This window comes from Synechococcus sp. A15-62 (assembly GCF_014280075.1).
In the GTDB taxonomy this organism is placed as follows: domain Bacteria; phylum Cyanobacteriota; class Cyanobacteriia; order PCC-6307; family Cyanobiaceae; genus Parasynechococcus.
In genome coordinates this window covers 2,103,351-2,118,099 of sequence record NZ_CP047950.1, presented here as the reverse complement: position 1 = coordinate 2,118,099, position 14,749 = coordinate 2,103,351, and the positions used below count along the sequence as shown (strand labels likewise).

Annotated in this window: 16 protein-coding genes; 13 read left to right on the top strand and 3 right to left on the bottom strand. The window is 62.6% G+C overall.

Features of this window, described 5'->3' with window-relative positions:
* Position 1: 1 nt before the first annotated feature.
* Positions 2–313, top strand: a complete 312-nt coding sequence (locus SynA1562_RS12065) for a DUF6825 family protein (RefSeq protein WP_186494042.1) — start codon at positions 2–4, stop codon at positions 311–313.
* Positions 313–1,965 (top strand): AarF/ABC1/UbiB kinase family protein, encoded by a 1,653-nt coding sequence (locus SynA1562_RS12060; protein WP_186494041.1) that lies wholly within the window; start codon positions 313–315, stop codon positions 1,963–1,965. The genes SynA1562_RS12065 and SynA1562_RS12060 overlap by 1 nt, the downstream gene beginning before the upstream one ends.
* Positions 1,966–1,986: 21 nt before the next feature.
* Here the strand turns inward: SynA1562_RS12060 and eno are convergent, their stop codons facing one another.
* A complete protein-coding gene (gene eno / locus SynA1562_RS12055; protein ID WP_186494040.1) occupies positions 1,987–3,279 on the bottom strand; it encodes a phosphopyruvate hydratase in 1,293 nt (430 codons plus the stop codon).
* A 111-nt stretch (positions 3,280–3,390) separates the two neighbouring features.
* Between eno and gloA the strand changes: the two genes are divergently transcribed.
* The 8 genes from gloA (at position 3,391) to rplL (ending at position 10,088) form a co-directional block, all read left to right on the top strand.
* Complete coding sequence (gene gloA / locus SynA1562_RS12050; RefSeq protein ID WP_186494039.1) at positions 3,391–3,789, top strand: lactoylglutathione lyase; 399 nt, start codon at positions 3,391–3,393, stop codon at positions 3,787–3,789.
* An 8-nt stretch (positions 3,790–3,797) separates the two neighbouring features.
* Positions 3,798–6,563 (top strand): ATP-dependent Clp protease ATP-binding subunit, encoded by a 2,766-nt coding sequence (locus SynA1562_RS12045; protein ID WP_186494038.1) that lies wholly within the window; start codon positions 3,798–3,800, stop codon positions 6,561–6,563.
* Positions 6,564–6,632: 69 nt separating this feature from the next.
* The gene (gene secE, locus SynA1562_RS12040; RefSeq protein ID WP_186494037.1) at positions 6,633–6,875 is read left to right on the top strand and encodes a preprotein translocase subunit SecE; all 243 of its coding nucleotides are present in this window, start codon (positions 6,633–6,635) and stop codon (positions 6,873–6,875) included.
* 21 nt (positions 6,876–6,896) lie between these two features.
* Entirely contained in the window at positions 6,897–7,565 is a 669-nt protein-coding gene (gene nusG, locus SynA1562_RS12035; protein WP_186494036.1) for a transcription termination/antitermination protein NusG, read from the top strand.
* Between the two features lie 109 nt (positions 7,566–7,674).
* Positions 7,675–8,100 (top strand): 50S ribosomal protein L11, encoded by a 426-nt coding sequence (gene rplK / locus SynA1562_RS12030; RefSeq protein ID WP_006851160.1) that lies wholly within the window; start codon positions 7,675–7,677, stop codon positions 8,098–8,100.
* Positions 8,101–8,171: 71 nt separating this feature from the next.
* A complete protein-coding gene (gene rplA / locus SynA1562_RS12025; RefSeq protein WP_186494035.1) occupies positions 8,172–8,879 on the top strand; it encodes a 50S ribosomal protein L1 in 708 nt (235 codons plus the stop codon).
* Between the two features lie 237 nt (positions 8,880–9,116).
* The gene (gene rplJ / locus SynA1562_RS12020; protein WP_006851480.1) at positions 9,117–9,644 is read left to right on the top strand and encodes a 50S ribosomal protein L10; all 528 of its coding nucleotides are present in this window, start codon (positions 9,117–9,119) and stop codon (positions 9,642–9,644) included.
* Positions 9,645–9,698: 54 nt separating this feature from the next.
* Positions 9,699–10,088 (top strand): 50S ribosomal protein L7/L12, encoded by a 390-nt coding sequence (gene rplL / locus SynA1562_RS12015; RefSeq protein WP_114987674.1) that lies wholly within the window; start codon positions 9,699–9,701, stop codon positions 10,086–10,088.
* A 272-nt stretch (positions 10,089–10,360) separates the two neighbouring features.
* Here rplL and SynA1562_RS12010 read toward each other — a convergent pair whose 3' ends face one another.
* The gene (locus SynA1562_RS12010; RefSeq protein WP_186494034.1) at positions 10,361–11,086 is read right to left on the bottom strand and encodes a DUF3747 domain-containing protein; all 726 of its coding nucleotides are present in this window, start codon (positions 11,084–11,086) and stop codon (positions 10,361–10,363) included.
* 51 nt (positions 11,087–11,137) lie between these two features.
* On the opposite strand from SynA1562_RS12010, the gene rnhA reads away from it, so the two are divergent.
* Together rnhA and SynA1562_RS12000 are read left to right on the top strand one after the other, a co-directional pair.
* Positions 11,138–11,896, top strand: a complete 759-nt coding sequence (gene rnhA / locus SynA1562_RS12005) for a ribonuclease HI (protein ID WP_186494033.1) — start codon at positions 11,138–11,140, stop codon at positions 11,894–11,896.
* Between the two features lie 8 nt (positions 11,897–11,904).
* Entirely contained in the window at positions 11,905–13,086 is a 1,182-nt protein-coding gene (locus SynA1562_RS12000; RefSeq protein ID WP_186494032.1) for a quinone-dependent dihydroorotate dehydrogenase, read from the top strand.
* A gap of 239 nt (positions 13,087–13,325) precedes the next feature.
* On the opposite strand, the gene SynA1562_RS13170 is transcribed toward SynA1562_RS12000, so the two are convergent.
* Positions 13,326–13,517, bottom strand: coding sequence for a pentapeptide repeat-containing protein (locus SynA1562_RS13170; RefSeq protein WP_370593213.1), 192 nt, complete (start codon positions 13,515–13,517; stop codon positions 13,326–13,328).
* Positions 13,518–13,671: 154 nt separating this feature from the next.
* Between SynA1562_RS13170 and SynA1562_RS11990 the strand changes: the two genes are divergently transcribed.
* On the top strand, positions 13,672–14,748 hold the full coding sequence (locus tag SynA1562_RS11990) for a threonine-phosphate decarboxylase (RefSeq protein WP_186494031.1): 1,077 nt from the start codon (positions 13,672–13,674) through the stop codon (positions 14,746–14,748).
* The last annotated feature ends 1 nt before the right edge of the window (position 14,749 follow it).

Below are 14,749 nucleotides of genomic sequence, written 5' to 3'. Positions count from 1 at the left end.
CATGGGCTCGTCGGAGGCCTTGATTCGCGCCACGGTGAACCGCATCAGTGCGCGCCTTGGTCACGGCGTTGCGGACGCGGCAGCGGAGTTGGCGGTGCTGGCGCAAGACGCCCCACAACGGCTGCGCCAGGAATGGGATCTGTTTCAGGACGAGGTGCGCGCCGAAGCGGAACGGATTGAACGGGGTGATCAGGCCACGGTTAATACAGATGTGGCGTCGTCGTCGGAACCGTCGGAAAACCCACAGGCGGTGATCGATCGTCTGCGGGCAAAGGTGGCTGATCTGAGCCAAGCGATCGAGGCACGCCCCTGATGCTCGGACTGCTGCGAGCGCTCCGCATCTGGCGCGCTGTCCTGACGCTGCTGCTGCTGCTGTGGTGGGATGGCCAGTCCTGGACCTACCGGGGTGGTGTCACCGCCGAGCGTCGTGTCCGCCGTCAGCAACAGCGAGCCCGTTGGTTGACGGCTGAGCTGCTGTCTCTGGGCTCCGCCTTCATCAAGCTGGGGCAACTGCTCTCCGCCCGCCCAGACATCCTCCCCGCGGGCTGGGTAGCCGAACTGGCAGCGCTGCAGGACAGCGTTCCGGCCTTCAGTTTTGATCAGGTGCAGACTGTGCTTGAGCGAGAGCTGGGTCCGCGCTGTGCCGAGGTGATCGACCTCGACCCCGAGCCTTTGGGTGCTGCCTCGCTGGCCCAGGTGCATCGCGCCAGCCTGCGCAGTGGCCGGCAGGTGGTGCTCAAGGTGCAGCGTCCTGGGCTCGATCGCCTGTTTCGCCTTGATCTGGAGGTGATGCAGCAGGTGGCAGCTGTGCTGCAACGCAATCCCAGTTGGGGGCGTGGTCGTGATTGGCCGGCGATGGCACGGGAATGTCGCCGTGTGCTGCTGCGTGAGCTCGATTTCCGCGTTGAGGCGCAATACGCCGCTCGTTTTCGTCAGCAATTTCTGGATGACGAACGCATCAGGATTCCTGGTGTGATTTGGGAGTTGAGCACGCGCCGTGTGCTGTGCCTCGACTACCTGCCCGGCATCAAGGTCAACGACCGTCAGGCGTTGATCGAAGCCGGTGTTGATCCGGCCGCGGTGGCTGAAGTGGGTGCAGCCAGTTATCTCAAGCAGCTGGTGCGGTTTGGCTTCTTCCATGCCGACCCCCATCCCGGCAACCTCGCCGTGGCAAGTGATGGAGCGCTCATTTACTACGACTTCGGGATGATGGGGCTGTTGTCAGATGGCTTGCGTCGACGTCTGGGAGCCATGGTCCGCGCCGCTGCTGCAAGGGATTCAGCGGCGTTGGTGGAGGAAATGCAGGCGGCCGGTGTGATCTCCGGCGGCATTGATGTGGGTCCGGTGCGCCGTCTCGTGCGGCTGATGCTGCAGGAGGCCCTCACCCCACCCTTCACGGCCAACGTGATCGACAAACTCTCCGGCGATCTCTACGACCTGGTCTATGGCCAGCCCTTTCGTCTGCCGGTTGAGCTGATCTTTGTGATGCGGGCCTTGTCCACGTTTGAGGGTGTTGGTCGCAGCCTTGATCCCGCTTTTAGCTTGGTGGCGATCGCCAAGCCTTATCTCCTTCCACTCATGACCTCCAGCGGCTCCGGCAGCAACGATCTGTTCAACGAACTCGGCCGTCAGGTCGGGGCCCTCAGCAGCCGTGCTGCGGCCTTCCCCCGACGCCTGGACGAAAGCCTGGAACGCCTGGAGCAGGGAGATCTTCAGCTCCAAGTGCGGTTGGGCGAATCGGATCGTCAGTTCCGCCGGATGGCCCTGGCCCAGCAATCCATCGGCCAATCGGTGTTGCTCGGATGCCTGGCTTTGGCCACCGCGATTGTGGGTGCCAGTGCCCGCCCGCTCTGGTCCATTGTTCCGGCGGCTGCTGCCTTGCCGGTGGGCTTGGGCTGGTTCCGAATGCAGGTCAAGATCCGTCGTGATCAGCGGTTGGAGCAGTTGCCCGGCTCCAACCGTTGAACATTCGTCGGGGGCCTGAGATCAGGCCTTACCGCGGGGGCCCTGGCCAACAGCACCGGCGTACACGGCCTGGCTGCCCAGCTCGTCTTCGATGCGAAGCAGCTGGTTGTACTTGGCGACCCGCTCGCTGCGGCTGAGGGAACCGGTCTTGATCTGTCCGGCGCGGGTGGCGACGGAGAGGTCGGCGATCGTGGTGTCTTCGGTTTCGCCACTGCGGTGGCTGATCACGCTGGTGTAGCCGGAGCGGCCTGCCAGGTCGATGGCCTGGAGGGTTTCGGTGAGCGAACCGATCTGGTTCACCTTGATCAGGATCGAGTTGGCCGTGGCGCTGTCGATGCCCTGTTGAAGACGCTTGGTGTTGGTCACGAACAGGTCGTCACCCACCAGCTGCACCTTGCCGCCGAGGCGTTCGGTCAGCAGCTTCCAGCCATCCCAGTCGTCTTCAGCCAGACCGTCCTCGATCGAAACGATCGGGAATTTCTCCACCAGTTGCTCGAGTTGGCCCACCATCTCGGCGCTGGTGTAGCTGCCGCCATCGAAGGCATAGCGGCCGTTCTCGAAGAATTCGGTACTGGCCACGTCCAGGGCCAGGGAGATCTGCGCGCCAGGCTTGTAGCCCGCCTTGCTGATCGCTTCCACCAGGATTTCGCCGGCTTCCACGTTGCCCAGATCCGGTGCAAAGCCGCCTTCATCGCCCACGGCGGTGCTCATGCCCTTGTCGCTGAGCAGTTTCTTGAGCGTGTGGAACACCTCGGTGCCCATCCGTAGGGCTTCGCGGAAGCTCGGAGCCCCGTGGGGCACCAGCATGAATTCCTGGAAGTCCAGGCTGTTGGCGGCATGGGCGCCACCGTTGATCACGTTCATCAACGGCACCGGCAGCAGGTTGGCCATTGGGCCACCGAGGTAGCGGTAGAGGGGGATGCCCAGCCCGTTGGCAGCAGCGCGGGCGGTGGCCATGCTCACCGCCAGGATCGCGTTGGCTCCCAGGTTGGATTTGTTGTCGCTTCCGTCCAGCTCCAGCATGGCGGCGTCCACAGCCGCCTGATCAAGGGCGGAAAGGCCGCAGAGGGCCGGTGCGATCCGCTCTTCGATGTGGTTCACGGCCTGGCCCACACCCTTGCCCATGTAGCGGTCGCCGCCGTCACGCAGTTCGTGGGCTTCGTGGGCGCCGGTGCTGGCACCACTGGGAACGATGGCCCGTCCCATGGCACCTCCTTCGAGCAGCACCTCGGCTTCAACCGTGGGGTTGCCGCGGGAATCGAGCACCTCTCGGGCCACGATGGTGTCGATGACGAGGTCGAGGGAATCGATCACGTTGGGACGGACGCTTAACCCGGGGATCTTATGGGTCGCCCCTCTCTCTCGTGTTGTGACGGGTCATACCTGGCCAGAATGACGGCAGGTTCATGCTCCAGACGTTCACCCATGCGGATGCTTCACACCATGCTCCGGGTCGCTGATCTGGAGCGGTCTCTGGGCTTCTACACCGAGGTCCTGGGCATGCAGCTTTTGCGTCGAAAGGATTACCCCAGCGGCCGCTTCACCCTGGCGTTTGTCGGTTACGGGTCGGAGAAAGACCACACGGTCCTGGAACTCACCCACAACTGGGACACCGACAGCTACACCTTGGGTGATGCCTATGGCCACATCGCGCTGGGGGTGGAGGACATTCACAGCACCTGCGCCGGCATTGCCGACAAGGGCGGTCGTGTGGTTCGGGAGCCTGGTCCGATGATGCACGGCACCACGGTCATCGCCTTTGTTGAAGATCCGGATGGCTACAAGGTGGAATTGATCGAGATGTCCTCCAAAGCCCACGCCTGAAGAACCGGATGACTTCATCGCCAGCGTTGAACGGCAGCCTCACCCATGAGCCGGATCGCTTCAGCGACGCGGCCTGGGATCTGCTGCTGAGTGGTCAGGACGTCGCTCGTCGCTGGCGCCATGAGCAGTTGGATGTGGAGCATCTGATCCAGGTGCTGTTCACCGATCCCGCCTGCCGTCGTCTGGTGGAGCGTTTGCCCCTCCCCATCGATGCGCTTTTGGACCGCTTGGAGGATGAGCTGGCCGATCAGCCCTCGGGGCGAGGCGCTGAGCTCTTCATCGGTGATGACCTGGAACAGCTGCTCGATTCGGCTGATGCCATCCGACGGCGCTGGAATAGTGACGTCATCGATCTGCCGGAAGTGTTGATGGCCATTGGTGCCGATCCGCGCATCGGCGCTGATCTGTTCGCCGGCTTTGGTTTGTCGGCCGATGCCCTGGAGCAGTTGATCCAACTGGGTATGGATGACCGGGTTCCTGGCGTGACCGTTCCGCCCCAGGAGCGGTCGATGCCGCGGTCTCAGCCAGAGGTGCAGCAGGAAGCGCCCCGTCGTGAACGGGTGGCGCGCGTTCCGTCCTCCTCCCGTGCGGTGCGCGGGCCAGAGCCTGTCGCTCCCCAGTCGCCTGTCCCTGAGGCCCCTTTGCCGGAGCCCCCCACCGCCTTGGAGTCCTATGGGCGGGATCTCACCGAAGAGGCGGAAGCAGGCAGCCTCGATCCGGTGATCGGTCGCGATTCTGAAATTCGCAACCTGATCAAGGTGCTCTCGCGCCGGAGCAAGAACAATCCGGTGCTCATCGGTGAACCCGGTGTTGGCAAAACAGCGATTGCGGAGCTGCTGGCGCAGCGGATCGTGGCGGGTGAAGTGCCGGAGTCGCTGCAGGGTCTGCGGCTGGTGGCGCTGGATCTCGGGGCTTTGATCGCCGGTGCCAAGTTCCGAGGTCAGTTCGAGGAACGCTTGCGCTCGGTGCTCGAGGAGGTAAGTGGTTCCGATTCCGGGGTGGTGTTGTTCATCGATGAGCTGCACACCGTTGTCGGCAGTGATCGCAGCAGCACCGATGCCGGCAGCCTGTTGAAACCAGCCCTCGCCCGTGGCGATCTGCGCTGCATCGGTGCCACCACGCCCGAGGATTACCGGCTCACGGTGGAAAAGGATCCGGCCCTCAACCGCCGCTTCCAGCAGGTTGTGATTCGGGAGCCGGATCTGGAGCTGAGCCTCGAAATTCTGCGTGGCCTGAAGGAGCGCTACGAGCTACACCACGGCGTCAGCATCACCGATGAGGCCATTCAGACCGCCAACCGTCTCGCCGACCGTTACATCAGCGATCGCTGCCTGCCGGACAAAGCCATTGATCTGATCGATGAGGCGGCGGCGCAACTGAAGATGGAGGTCACCTCCAAGCCCCAGGTGGTGGAGGAGGCCGAGGCGGATCTGCGCCGCGTTGAACTGGCCTTGCTCGCCGCTGAGCAGGCCCCTGAAGCGGAGCGGATTCAGCTCCAACGCACCCGGCTTGAAGTGTCCACGCGACTGGATGATCTGCGGCGGCGCTGGCAGGAGGAGCGCGGTCAGCTCGAGGAGCTCGGCCAGCTGCTCCAGCAGGATGAAGACCTGCGCCATGCCATCGCTGAGGCCGAGCGGGATGGTGACCTTGAGGAAGCGGCCCGCCTGCAGTACGACCAGCTACACCGGGTGCAGCAGCGCCGGGATGAACTGGAAGCGTCCCAGGCGGAGGCACAGTCGGCCGGAACGGCTCTGTTGCGTGAGCAGGTGGAGGCTGGTGATATCGCGGATCTGGTGGCCCGTTGGACCGGGATCCCCGTGCAGCGTCTGTTGGCGGGCGAGCGGCGCAAACTTCTGGATCTCGACGCCCATCTCGCGGAACGGGTGATTGGTCAGGGCGAGGCGGTGACGGCCGTTGCCGCTGCCATCCGCCGGGCTCGGGCCGGGATGAAGGATCCCCGTCGTCCGGTGGGATCGTTCCTGTTCCTGGGGCCGACCGGCGTCGGCAAGACCGAGCTGGCGAAGGCGTTGGCGGGGTCGCTTTTCGATGAAGAGGAGGCACTGGTTCGCCTCGACATGAGTGAGTTCATGGAGCGGAATGCCGTGGCTCGGCTCATCGGTGCTCCCCCCGGCTACGTCGGCTACGAGGAAGGGGGGCAACTCACGGAGGCCGTGCGCCGTCGTCCCTACGCGGTGCTTCTCCTTGATGAAGTGGAGAAGGCCCATCCCGATGTTTTTAACCTGCTGCTGCAGGTGCTGGATGACGGCCGGCTCACCGATTCCCAGGGCCGCACCGTCGATTTCCGCCACACCGTGGTTGTGATGACCAGCAATCTGGCCAGCCCGGCGATCCTTGAACATGCCCGCTCGGGATCCACTGATGACTCAGCCCTGCAACAGCAGGTGGATGCAGCGCTCTCCAGCCAGTTCCGGCCTGAATTCCTCAACCGCATCGATGAGGTGATTCGTTTCCGTCCGCTGGAGGTCTCCGATCTGGTGCGGATTGTTCAGTTGCAGCTCAAGGATCTCGCTGCCCTGTTGGCCGAGCAGGGTCTTGCCCTTCAGGTGGACGATGCTGTTGCCGAGGCCATGGCCCGTCAGGGCCACGAACCGGAGTACGGGGCGCGACCGCTGCGTCGGGTGTTGCGGCGCCAATTGGAAAATCCGCTCTCCACCCTGCTGCTTGAGGAGCGCTTTGTCGGAGCCAGTGGCGTGACGGTGCGTCTGGGGGAGGCTGGCACGAATGCCCTGGTGTTCGATCCAGTGGGGGTTTGAGGGCATCCGGTAGGGTGTCTGTTTGGCGAAGTGCCTACCGGCACCGTTGTCACCTCCGGTCCCATCCCCGTGACCAGCCCCATCTCTGAGGACACCACCACAACTGACGGCTCCAAGGCCGCTGCCGATTCCACCAAATCCGGTGGTTTTTTGGCGGACACGGTTGATGAGCTGAAACTCGTGGTCTGGCCCAGCCGCCAGCAACTGTTCAGCGAATCCATCGCTGTGATCCTGATGGTCAGCCTTTCGGCCGCCACCATCGCGGCTGTCAGTCGCTTTTTTGGGTGGGCTTCGTCCCAGGTGTTCCGCTGACTCGATATCACCTTTCTCGCCGTGCCCGAAGACCTGACCACACCGGACGCCCCTGAGGTGCTTGATCTGCCGGCCCCGAACGAGGGGGAAGACGGCACCTTGCCTGCGGCGGCTGTCGCCAACACGGCCATCGCCCGTTGGTATGCCGTTCAGGTGGCTTCCAGCTGCGAGAAGAAGGTCAAGGCCACCCTGGAGCAGCGGGCCGTCACCCTCGGGGTGAGCAACCGCATCCTCGAAATCGAGATTCCCCAGACTCCTGCCGTCAAGCTGAAGAAGGACGGCACCCGTCAGTCCACCGAGGAGAAGGTCTTCCCCGGTTATGTGCTGGTTCGGATGGTGCTGGATGAGGACACGATGATGGCGGTGCGGAGCACCCCGAACGTGATCAATTTCGTCGGTGCAGAAGACCGGCGCGCCACCGGTAAGGCCCGAGGTCACATCAAGCCTCGACCCCTTAGCCGCTCTGAGGTGGATCGCATCTTCAAGCGCGCTGCCGAGAAGAAGACCGTCGTCAAGGTGGATCTCACCGAGGGCGATCAGATCCTGGTGACCGCTGGACCGTTCAAGGACTTCCAGGGCGAGGTGATCGAGGTGTCCGGCGAGCGCAGCAAGCTCAAGGCCCTGCTCTCCATCTTCGGTCGCGAGACCCCGGTTGAACTGGAGTTCTCTCAGATCAGCAAACAGAACTGACCTGGCGGCGGCCGTCTCCCTGCGGAGGGCGGCCTTGGGAGTGGGCAACCATTCCGCCGCACCCGACCCGAGGGTCTGGTGATCCGCAGCTGTCCAAACCCCCCAGCCGATGGCCAAGAAAGTCGTAGCTGTGATCAAGCTGGCCCTAGATGCCGGCAAAGCCAACCCCGCGCCGCCGGTGGGCCCTGCCCTCGGTCAGCACGGTGTGAACATCATGATGTTCTGCAAGGAGTACAACGCTCGGACGCAGGACAAAGCCGGTTATGTGATTCCGGTGGAGATCTCGGTCTTCGAAGACCGCAGCTTCACCTTCATCACCAAGACGCCTCCGGCGTCGGTGCTGATCACCAAGGCCGCAAAGATCCAAAAAGGATCCGGTGAGTCCGCCAAGGGCAGTGTTGGATCGATCAGTCGGGCTCAGCTCGAGGAGATCGCCAAGACCAAGCTCCCCGATCTCAACTGCACCAGCGTTGAGTCCGCCATGCGGATCATCGAAGGCACCGCCCGCAACATGGGCGTTTCCATCAGCGACTGACGTCGCTGCATCGCTTCTCCAACCCATACGGGGGAGGCATCCCTGATGTCGTCTGAACCCCAACTCTGAACATGCCCAAAATCTCCAAGCGCCTGGCCAGCCTGGCCGGCAAGATCGAGGACCGTGCCTACGCACCCCTCGAGGCGATTGCCCTGGTCAAGGACAACGCCAATGCGAAATTCGACGAGACGATGGAGGCCCATGTGCGCCTCGGCATCGATCCGAAGTACACCGACCAGCAGCTGCGCACCACCGTGGCTCTGCCCAACGGCACCGGTCAGACCGTGCGCATCGCTGTAGTGACCCGCGGTGAGAAGGTGGCTGAAGCCAAAGTCGCCGGTGCCGAACTCGCCGGTGAAGAAGACCTGGTGGAAAGCATCAGCAAGGGCGAAATGGATTTCGACCTGTTGATCGCCACTCCCGACATGATGCCAAAGGTGGCCAAGTTGGGTCGGGTTCTCGGCCCCCGTGGCTTGATGCCCAACCCCAAGGCAGGCACCGTTACCACGGATCTCGAGGCCGCGATCAAGGAATTCAAAGCCGGCAAACTGGAATTCCGTGCCGACCGCACCGGCATCGTCCACGTTCGCTTCGGTAAGGCCAGCTTCAGTGCCGATGCCCTGCTGCAGAACCTCAAGACCCTGCAGGAAACCATCGACCGCAACAAGCCCAGCGGTGCCAAAGGCCGCTACTGGAAGTCCCTGTATGTGACCTCCACCATGGGCCCTTCCGTTGAAGTCGATTTCTCTGCTCTGCAGGACATCGAGCAAGGGAGCTGATCCGGCTCTCCTCTACACTTAACGATTGGCGAAAGCCAAATCGGGCACGCGCCCGGCCAGAGACAGCAGGATGTCCTTGGGAATGACATCAGTCATTCCCGTTGATTTAATCCCTGCCGAGGCAGACGCGACACGGTTTTTCCCATTCGGGATTGGATCGGCACGCGGCCTCGTCTTCCTTTCGAAGACTCGATCGGCCGTGTGCCCAGCTTGTTCCTTTGATCCGATCCAATCCCTATGGGCCGCACGCTGGAGAACAAGCAGCAGATCGTCGGAGAGCTCAAAGAGCTCCTCGCCGACGCCGAACTGGCACTTGTCCTTGATTTCAAGGGCCTGTCCATCAAGGAAATGTCTGACCTGCGGGATCGTCTGCGGGCCAGCGACAGCGTTTGCAAGGTGACCAAAAACACCTTGATGCGCCGTGCCATTGATGGTGACAGCAACTGGGCCAGCCTCGATTCCCTGCTGACCGGAACCAACGCCTTCGTCCTGGTGAAGGGCGATGTTGGTGCCGGTGTGAAGGCCGTTCAGACCTTCCAGAAGGAACTCAAGAAGTCCGAGACCAAGGGCGGCCTTTTCGAAGGCAAGCTCCTGTCTCAGGACGAGATCAAAGCCATTGCTGATCTCCCCTCCAAGGAGCAGCTCATGGCTCAGATCGCCGGTGCCATCAACGCCGTGGCCACGAAGGTCGCTGTGGGCATCAACGAGGTTCCCTCTGGTATGGCCAGGGCACTCAAGCAGCACGCCGAAGGCGGCGAAGGCTGATTCGGCCCTGCCGAGACCACTGTTCATTGATCTGTTGCTTCCCCTTTCAAAACCATGTCTGCAAAAACCGACGAAATTCTCGAATCGCTGAAATCCCTCTCCCTGCTTGAAGCTTCCGAGCTGGTCAAGCAGATCGAAGAGGCCTTCGGTGTGTCCGCCGCAGCATCTGCTGGTGTTGTGATGGCTGCCCCCGGCGCTGCTGGTGGTGGTGGCGATGCCGCTGAAGAGAAGACCGAATTCGACGTGATCCTCGAAGGCTTCGACGCCTCCGCCAAGATCAAGGTCCTGAAGGCCGTCCGTGAGGCCACCGGTCTGGGTCTGGGCGACGCCAAGGCTCTGGTCGAGGCTGCTCCCAAGGCCGTCAAGGAAGGTGTCTCCAAGGAAGACGCCGAGGCTGCCAAGAAGGCCATCGAAGAAGCAGGCGGCAAGGTCACCCTCAAGTGATCGCCTTGGGAGAGGGCTTGTCCCTCTCCCCCCTGTTCTCGTTTACTCACCGGCCCTTTCGAGGGTCGGTTTTTTTGTGATTTTCTCTGGCCAACAAAAAAGCTCCGCCAAAGGCGGAGCTTTTGTCGAGAGGAACACGTTCAGGAGTCTGTCCTTGTTTCGACCCTGAAGAGGCGTTCAGCACTCCTCACACTAGATCAACCTAAGAGCGAAGATTCCATTGTCAGCCCCTGTCTGTTCGCTCTCCCAACTGGCACTGTGACGGTTTGTTCTCAGCGGCGGAAAGGAATCACCTGCAGCCGGATCGGAGCAGTGCTGGCGAGGCGTGCGGTTCGTCGGCGTGATGCTGTTGCAGCGGGCAACGGCGGTGGTGTGATCGGCGCCATCGGGGCTCCCAGTCGGCTGAAGCCTGAGCGGTGGCCGCGTCTGCTGGCCAGCGCGAGCAGTCGGTTCACCGGTTCCTGGTGGGCGAAATACAGGTGGTTCAATGGGCGTCCCTGGTAAACCCGGCGTTCCAAAGCCCAGCCCGGTTCCAGCTGCAGAGCCACGAACCCATTTGGATCGCGTTTGGAGATCTTGGCCTGACCGACCAGCAGTGGTGCTCGTTGCTGTGGGTCAAGCGCCTCAAGCTTCAGCGATGTGCCGGATCGCTTGAGCCGGAAGCGGAATCGGGTTCCAAGGTCTTGCCCGCCGCTGCGCAGCGAGTAGCCATTGCTGTCCAGGTAGCGCTTGCAGATGCCGCTGAAGTTGAAGCGATTCAGGCTGGGCTCCACCAGTCCGTCCTGGCGTGCCCTCCAGCAGCGCGGTTGGGCCTTGACTTGTTCCAGCACCAGCAGTTTCCACTGGGCCCTGCCGATGGGCTGTGCCAGCACAGCAAAGTGCTTCTCTGGCACAGCAGCGCTGTCAAACAAGGCCCGTGCTGTGCTCTCCTGCGACAAGCCTGTGGCCAGGAGCCCCACGGCAGTCAGTCCGGCAGCCCGCAGGTAGGTTCGGCTCATCCACGGTGACGCCAGAAACCGTGTTGTACCGAACAGTGTTGGGAACGATCAATGGCGGAAGGACGGGGACGGGTCGTGGCTGCAGCGACGGATGGTGCCTGCAGCGGCAATCCAGGTCCGGGGGGTTGGGGAGCGTTGTTGCGTTTCGAAGATGGCAGCGTTGAGGAATTCGGTGGCCATGCGCCCGACACCACCAACAACCGCATGGAACTGCAGGCGGCCTTGGAAGTGCTGCAACGGCTGGAGCAGCTGCCCCGTCATCCGGATCTCACCCTGCGCACCGACAGCAAATATCTGATTGATGGCCTGGGCTCCTGGATCAAAGGCTGGAAGCGCAAAGGTTGGAAAACGGCTGCTGGTAAGCCCGTGCTCAACCAGGACCTCTGGAAGGCCCTGGATGCCGCTCGTCTGGATGACGTCCCCCTCAGCTACGTCAAAGGCCACAGCGGTGACCCCGACAACGAACGGGTGGATCGCATCGCTGTGGCGTTCTCTCATAACGCTCAGCCGCCCTTGGCTCTGAAGCAGGGATCCTCGGAGCTGCCCTCCTCCAAGGCCGCACCAGATGCTCCATCTGAGGTGGCCCCCAAGCCTCTGCTGCAGCTGTTGTCGCGCTTGGAGCTGGCCGATCGCTTGGCACAGGGTGGTTACAGCCTGTCGCTGCTGGAGCTGGCGCAATTGGTGGAAAAGCCGCTCAAACAGCTGGAAACCAAGGCTGAGAGCTGGATTTGGAGGGATTGGATCGTTGAGCCCCAGGCGGAGGGGCGCTGGACCCTGCAGCGTCGCGAGGCAGGATCAGAACAGTCCTGAGCCAGCGCATGTCGCCGTCCTCTTCGGCTGGACCGCTCAGCAGCGGTGCCTTCTATCAGCGTTGGCTTGGCCCGGTCCTGGCACGGGACGACGGCCTGGATGCGGAACAGCTGTCGCGCACTGCCCTCACGGCTTTGGGTCAGGCCAGCCTGCGGCGGCGCTGGCCCGGGGTGTCCACGGTGCTGGATGGCGTTGCGGCGGATCTGCAACGGCGTGATCTACGCCTGGAGCAGGTGTTGTTTGGCTGCCGCTTCCCCAACCCGGTGGGTTTGGCAGCAGGATTCGACAAGAACGGAGTGGCGGCTGGCATCTGGGATCGCTTCGGCTTTGGCTTCGCTGAAGTGGGCACGGTCACCTGGCATGGCCAGCCGGGCAACCCCAAACCACGTCTGTTCCGTTTGGCGGAGGAGCAGGCCGCGTTGAACCGGATGGGATTCAACAACGACGGCGCCAAGGCACTGTTGAAAACGCTGGAGCGTCAACGCCTGGACCCGCCCGGCCGGCGGCCAGCGGTGCTTGGGATCAACGTTGGCAAATCCAAGATCACGGCCCTGGAGCAGGCACCGGACGACTACGCGGCGTCCCTGGAGTTGTTGTCGCCCTTGGCGGACTATGCGGTGATCAACGTCAGTTCTCCCAACACCCCTGGATTGCGGGATCTGCAGGACACAGCCCAGTTGCGGCGTCTGGTGGAGCGCTTGCGGCGGCTGCCGGCTTGCCCGCCTCTGCTGGTGAAGATCGCGCCGGATTTGGACGATGAATCGATTGATGCGGTGGCCCGCTTGGCCTTCGAAGAGGGGCTGGCCGGTGTGATCGCTGTCAACACCAGTCTCAATCGGCTGGGCCTGGAGCAACGGCGGCTGCCGCAGACCGGACGCACTCTGGCGGAGGAAGCCGGTGGCCTCAGCGGTGCTCCCCTGCGTCAGCGGGCCCAGGAGGTGATCCGCCGCTTGCGGGCCAGTGCTGGCCCAGCGCTGCCGTTGATCGGTGTGGGCGGGATTGATTCTCCGCAAGTCGCCTGGGAGCGCATCACCGCAGGGGCTTCTCTGGTGCAGCTCTACACCGGCTGGATCTTTCAGGGGCCGGATCTGGTGCCGCGGATCCTGGATGGTCTGTTGCTGCAGTTGGACCGCCATGGCCTGCGCAACATCGCTGAGGCTTCAGGAACTGGCTTGCCCTGGCAGGACTGAACCTGTTGCTTGAAAGCCACCTCACTTGCTCGATGTTGCCCCCTTAAATGTCTCTGAGAGGGAGTGATTCAAGCGAGTCATCGTCGATAGCATGAAGTCAGTGGGAAGCGTTGTGTGCCACTGCCTGCTCTTGGTGAGCTGCCTCAACTCACAGCTTTGAGCTTGGCTTGGCGACGCCTGGTTGACGTCAAGCCGGTGTTGATTGCGGTAGATAACTCGAGCTTGGCGTGTTGTTGGAATCAGGCTGGCCGTTGGCAGCAACGCGTTGTGGCCTGGCCCGATGGCGTGTGCCGTGATGGTGTGCCGCTGCAACGGGAAGCCGTTGGTGAGTTGATCGCTGCTCCATCAAGGCGCGCTTGTCCGAGGTTGGCCCGTTGCAATTTGGCTCGCTGTAAGTCGGAATCCCGCAGGTCCGCGTGGACCAGATCCACATCTGCTAAGCGTCAGTCCGGGCAATTTCGTTGCTGCAGCAAATCGATTAGATCGTCTGCCCGGGCCACCAGAGGTGTGGTGAACAGCAGCACTCGGGATGGCATCGGCAGTGGGCCACGCTGGTGATGTCTCTGCGTTGTATCGGGAGTCGGTATGGGCGTCGACCTGCGCCATGGCGGCAATCTCCAAGCAGCCGCCGCAAGGTTGAACTGCCGGCTGTCTCAGCTGCTCGATGCCAGTGCCTCTCTGGTGCCTTGGTCTCCCCGTTGGCAGCCAATTGGCCTAAGTGCCTGGCGCGACTACCCCGACCGCAGTCAGGCGCTGCTCCGTAAGCGCATCGGTGTGCTGCATGGTGTTGAACCTTCCTTCGTGTTGCCGGGCAACGGCGCTGCTGAACTGTTCACCTGGGCGGCCCGTGATGCCGCCGAGCAAGGCACGAGTGTGCTGCCAGCGCCGGGTTTTGCTGATTACGGACGCGCCCTGCGCTGCTGGCAAGCCACCTCTCATCAGCAACAACTGCCTTTGGTTTGGGATGGGGCGTTTCCGCAACCGTTGCCCGAACCGGGAACGGGATCAGTGCTGTGGATCTGCAATCCCCACAACCCCACCGGTCATCTTTGGAGTCGTGCCTCCTTGGAGCCGTTGCTTGAGCGGTATGCGCTGGTGATCTGTGATGAAGCGTTTCTGCCCTTGGTGCCCAATGGCGAGCAGCAGTCGTTGCTTCCTTTGGTTGAAGAGCATTCGAACCTGGTGGTGATTCGTAGCCTCACCAAGCTCTATGGCATCGCCGGGTTGCGATTGGGCTATGCCGTTGCGCAGCCCCAGCGGTTGCAGCGTTGGGTGAAGTGGCGGGATCCTTGGCCCGTGAACGGCATCGCTCTGGCTGTTGGCGAACGGTTGTTGGCATCGCCGCGGCGTTACCACCGTTGGTGCAAGCGAGTGCAGCGTTGGGTGGCCACAGAAGGAGCCTGGATGCAGCAACAGCTGGCGGCTCTGCCGGGCATCACCCCCATGCCGTCGGCGGTGAATTACCTGCTGATTCGATCCAACCGCTCTCTGGTGCCGCTGCGGGAAGCAATGGAGCAACGGCATCGCATTCTTCTGCGTGATTGCCGCTCCTTTGAGGGCTTGGGTGAGACCTGGCTGCGGATCGGGTTGCAGTCGCGCCGCAACAACCGCCGCATCGTCAGGGCGTTGCGTATGGAGTTGCAGCGCAGTCCTTTGGCTTGAT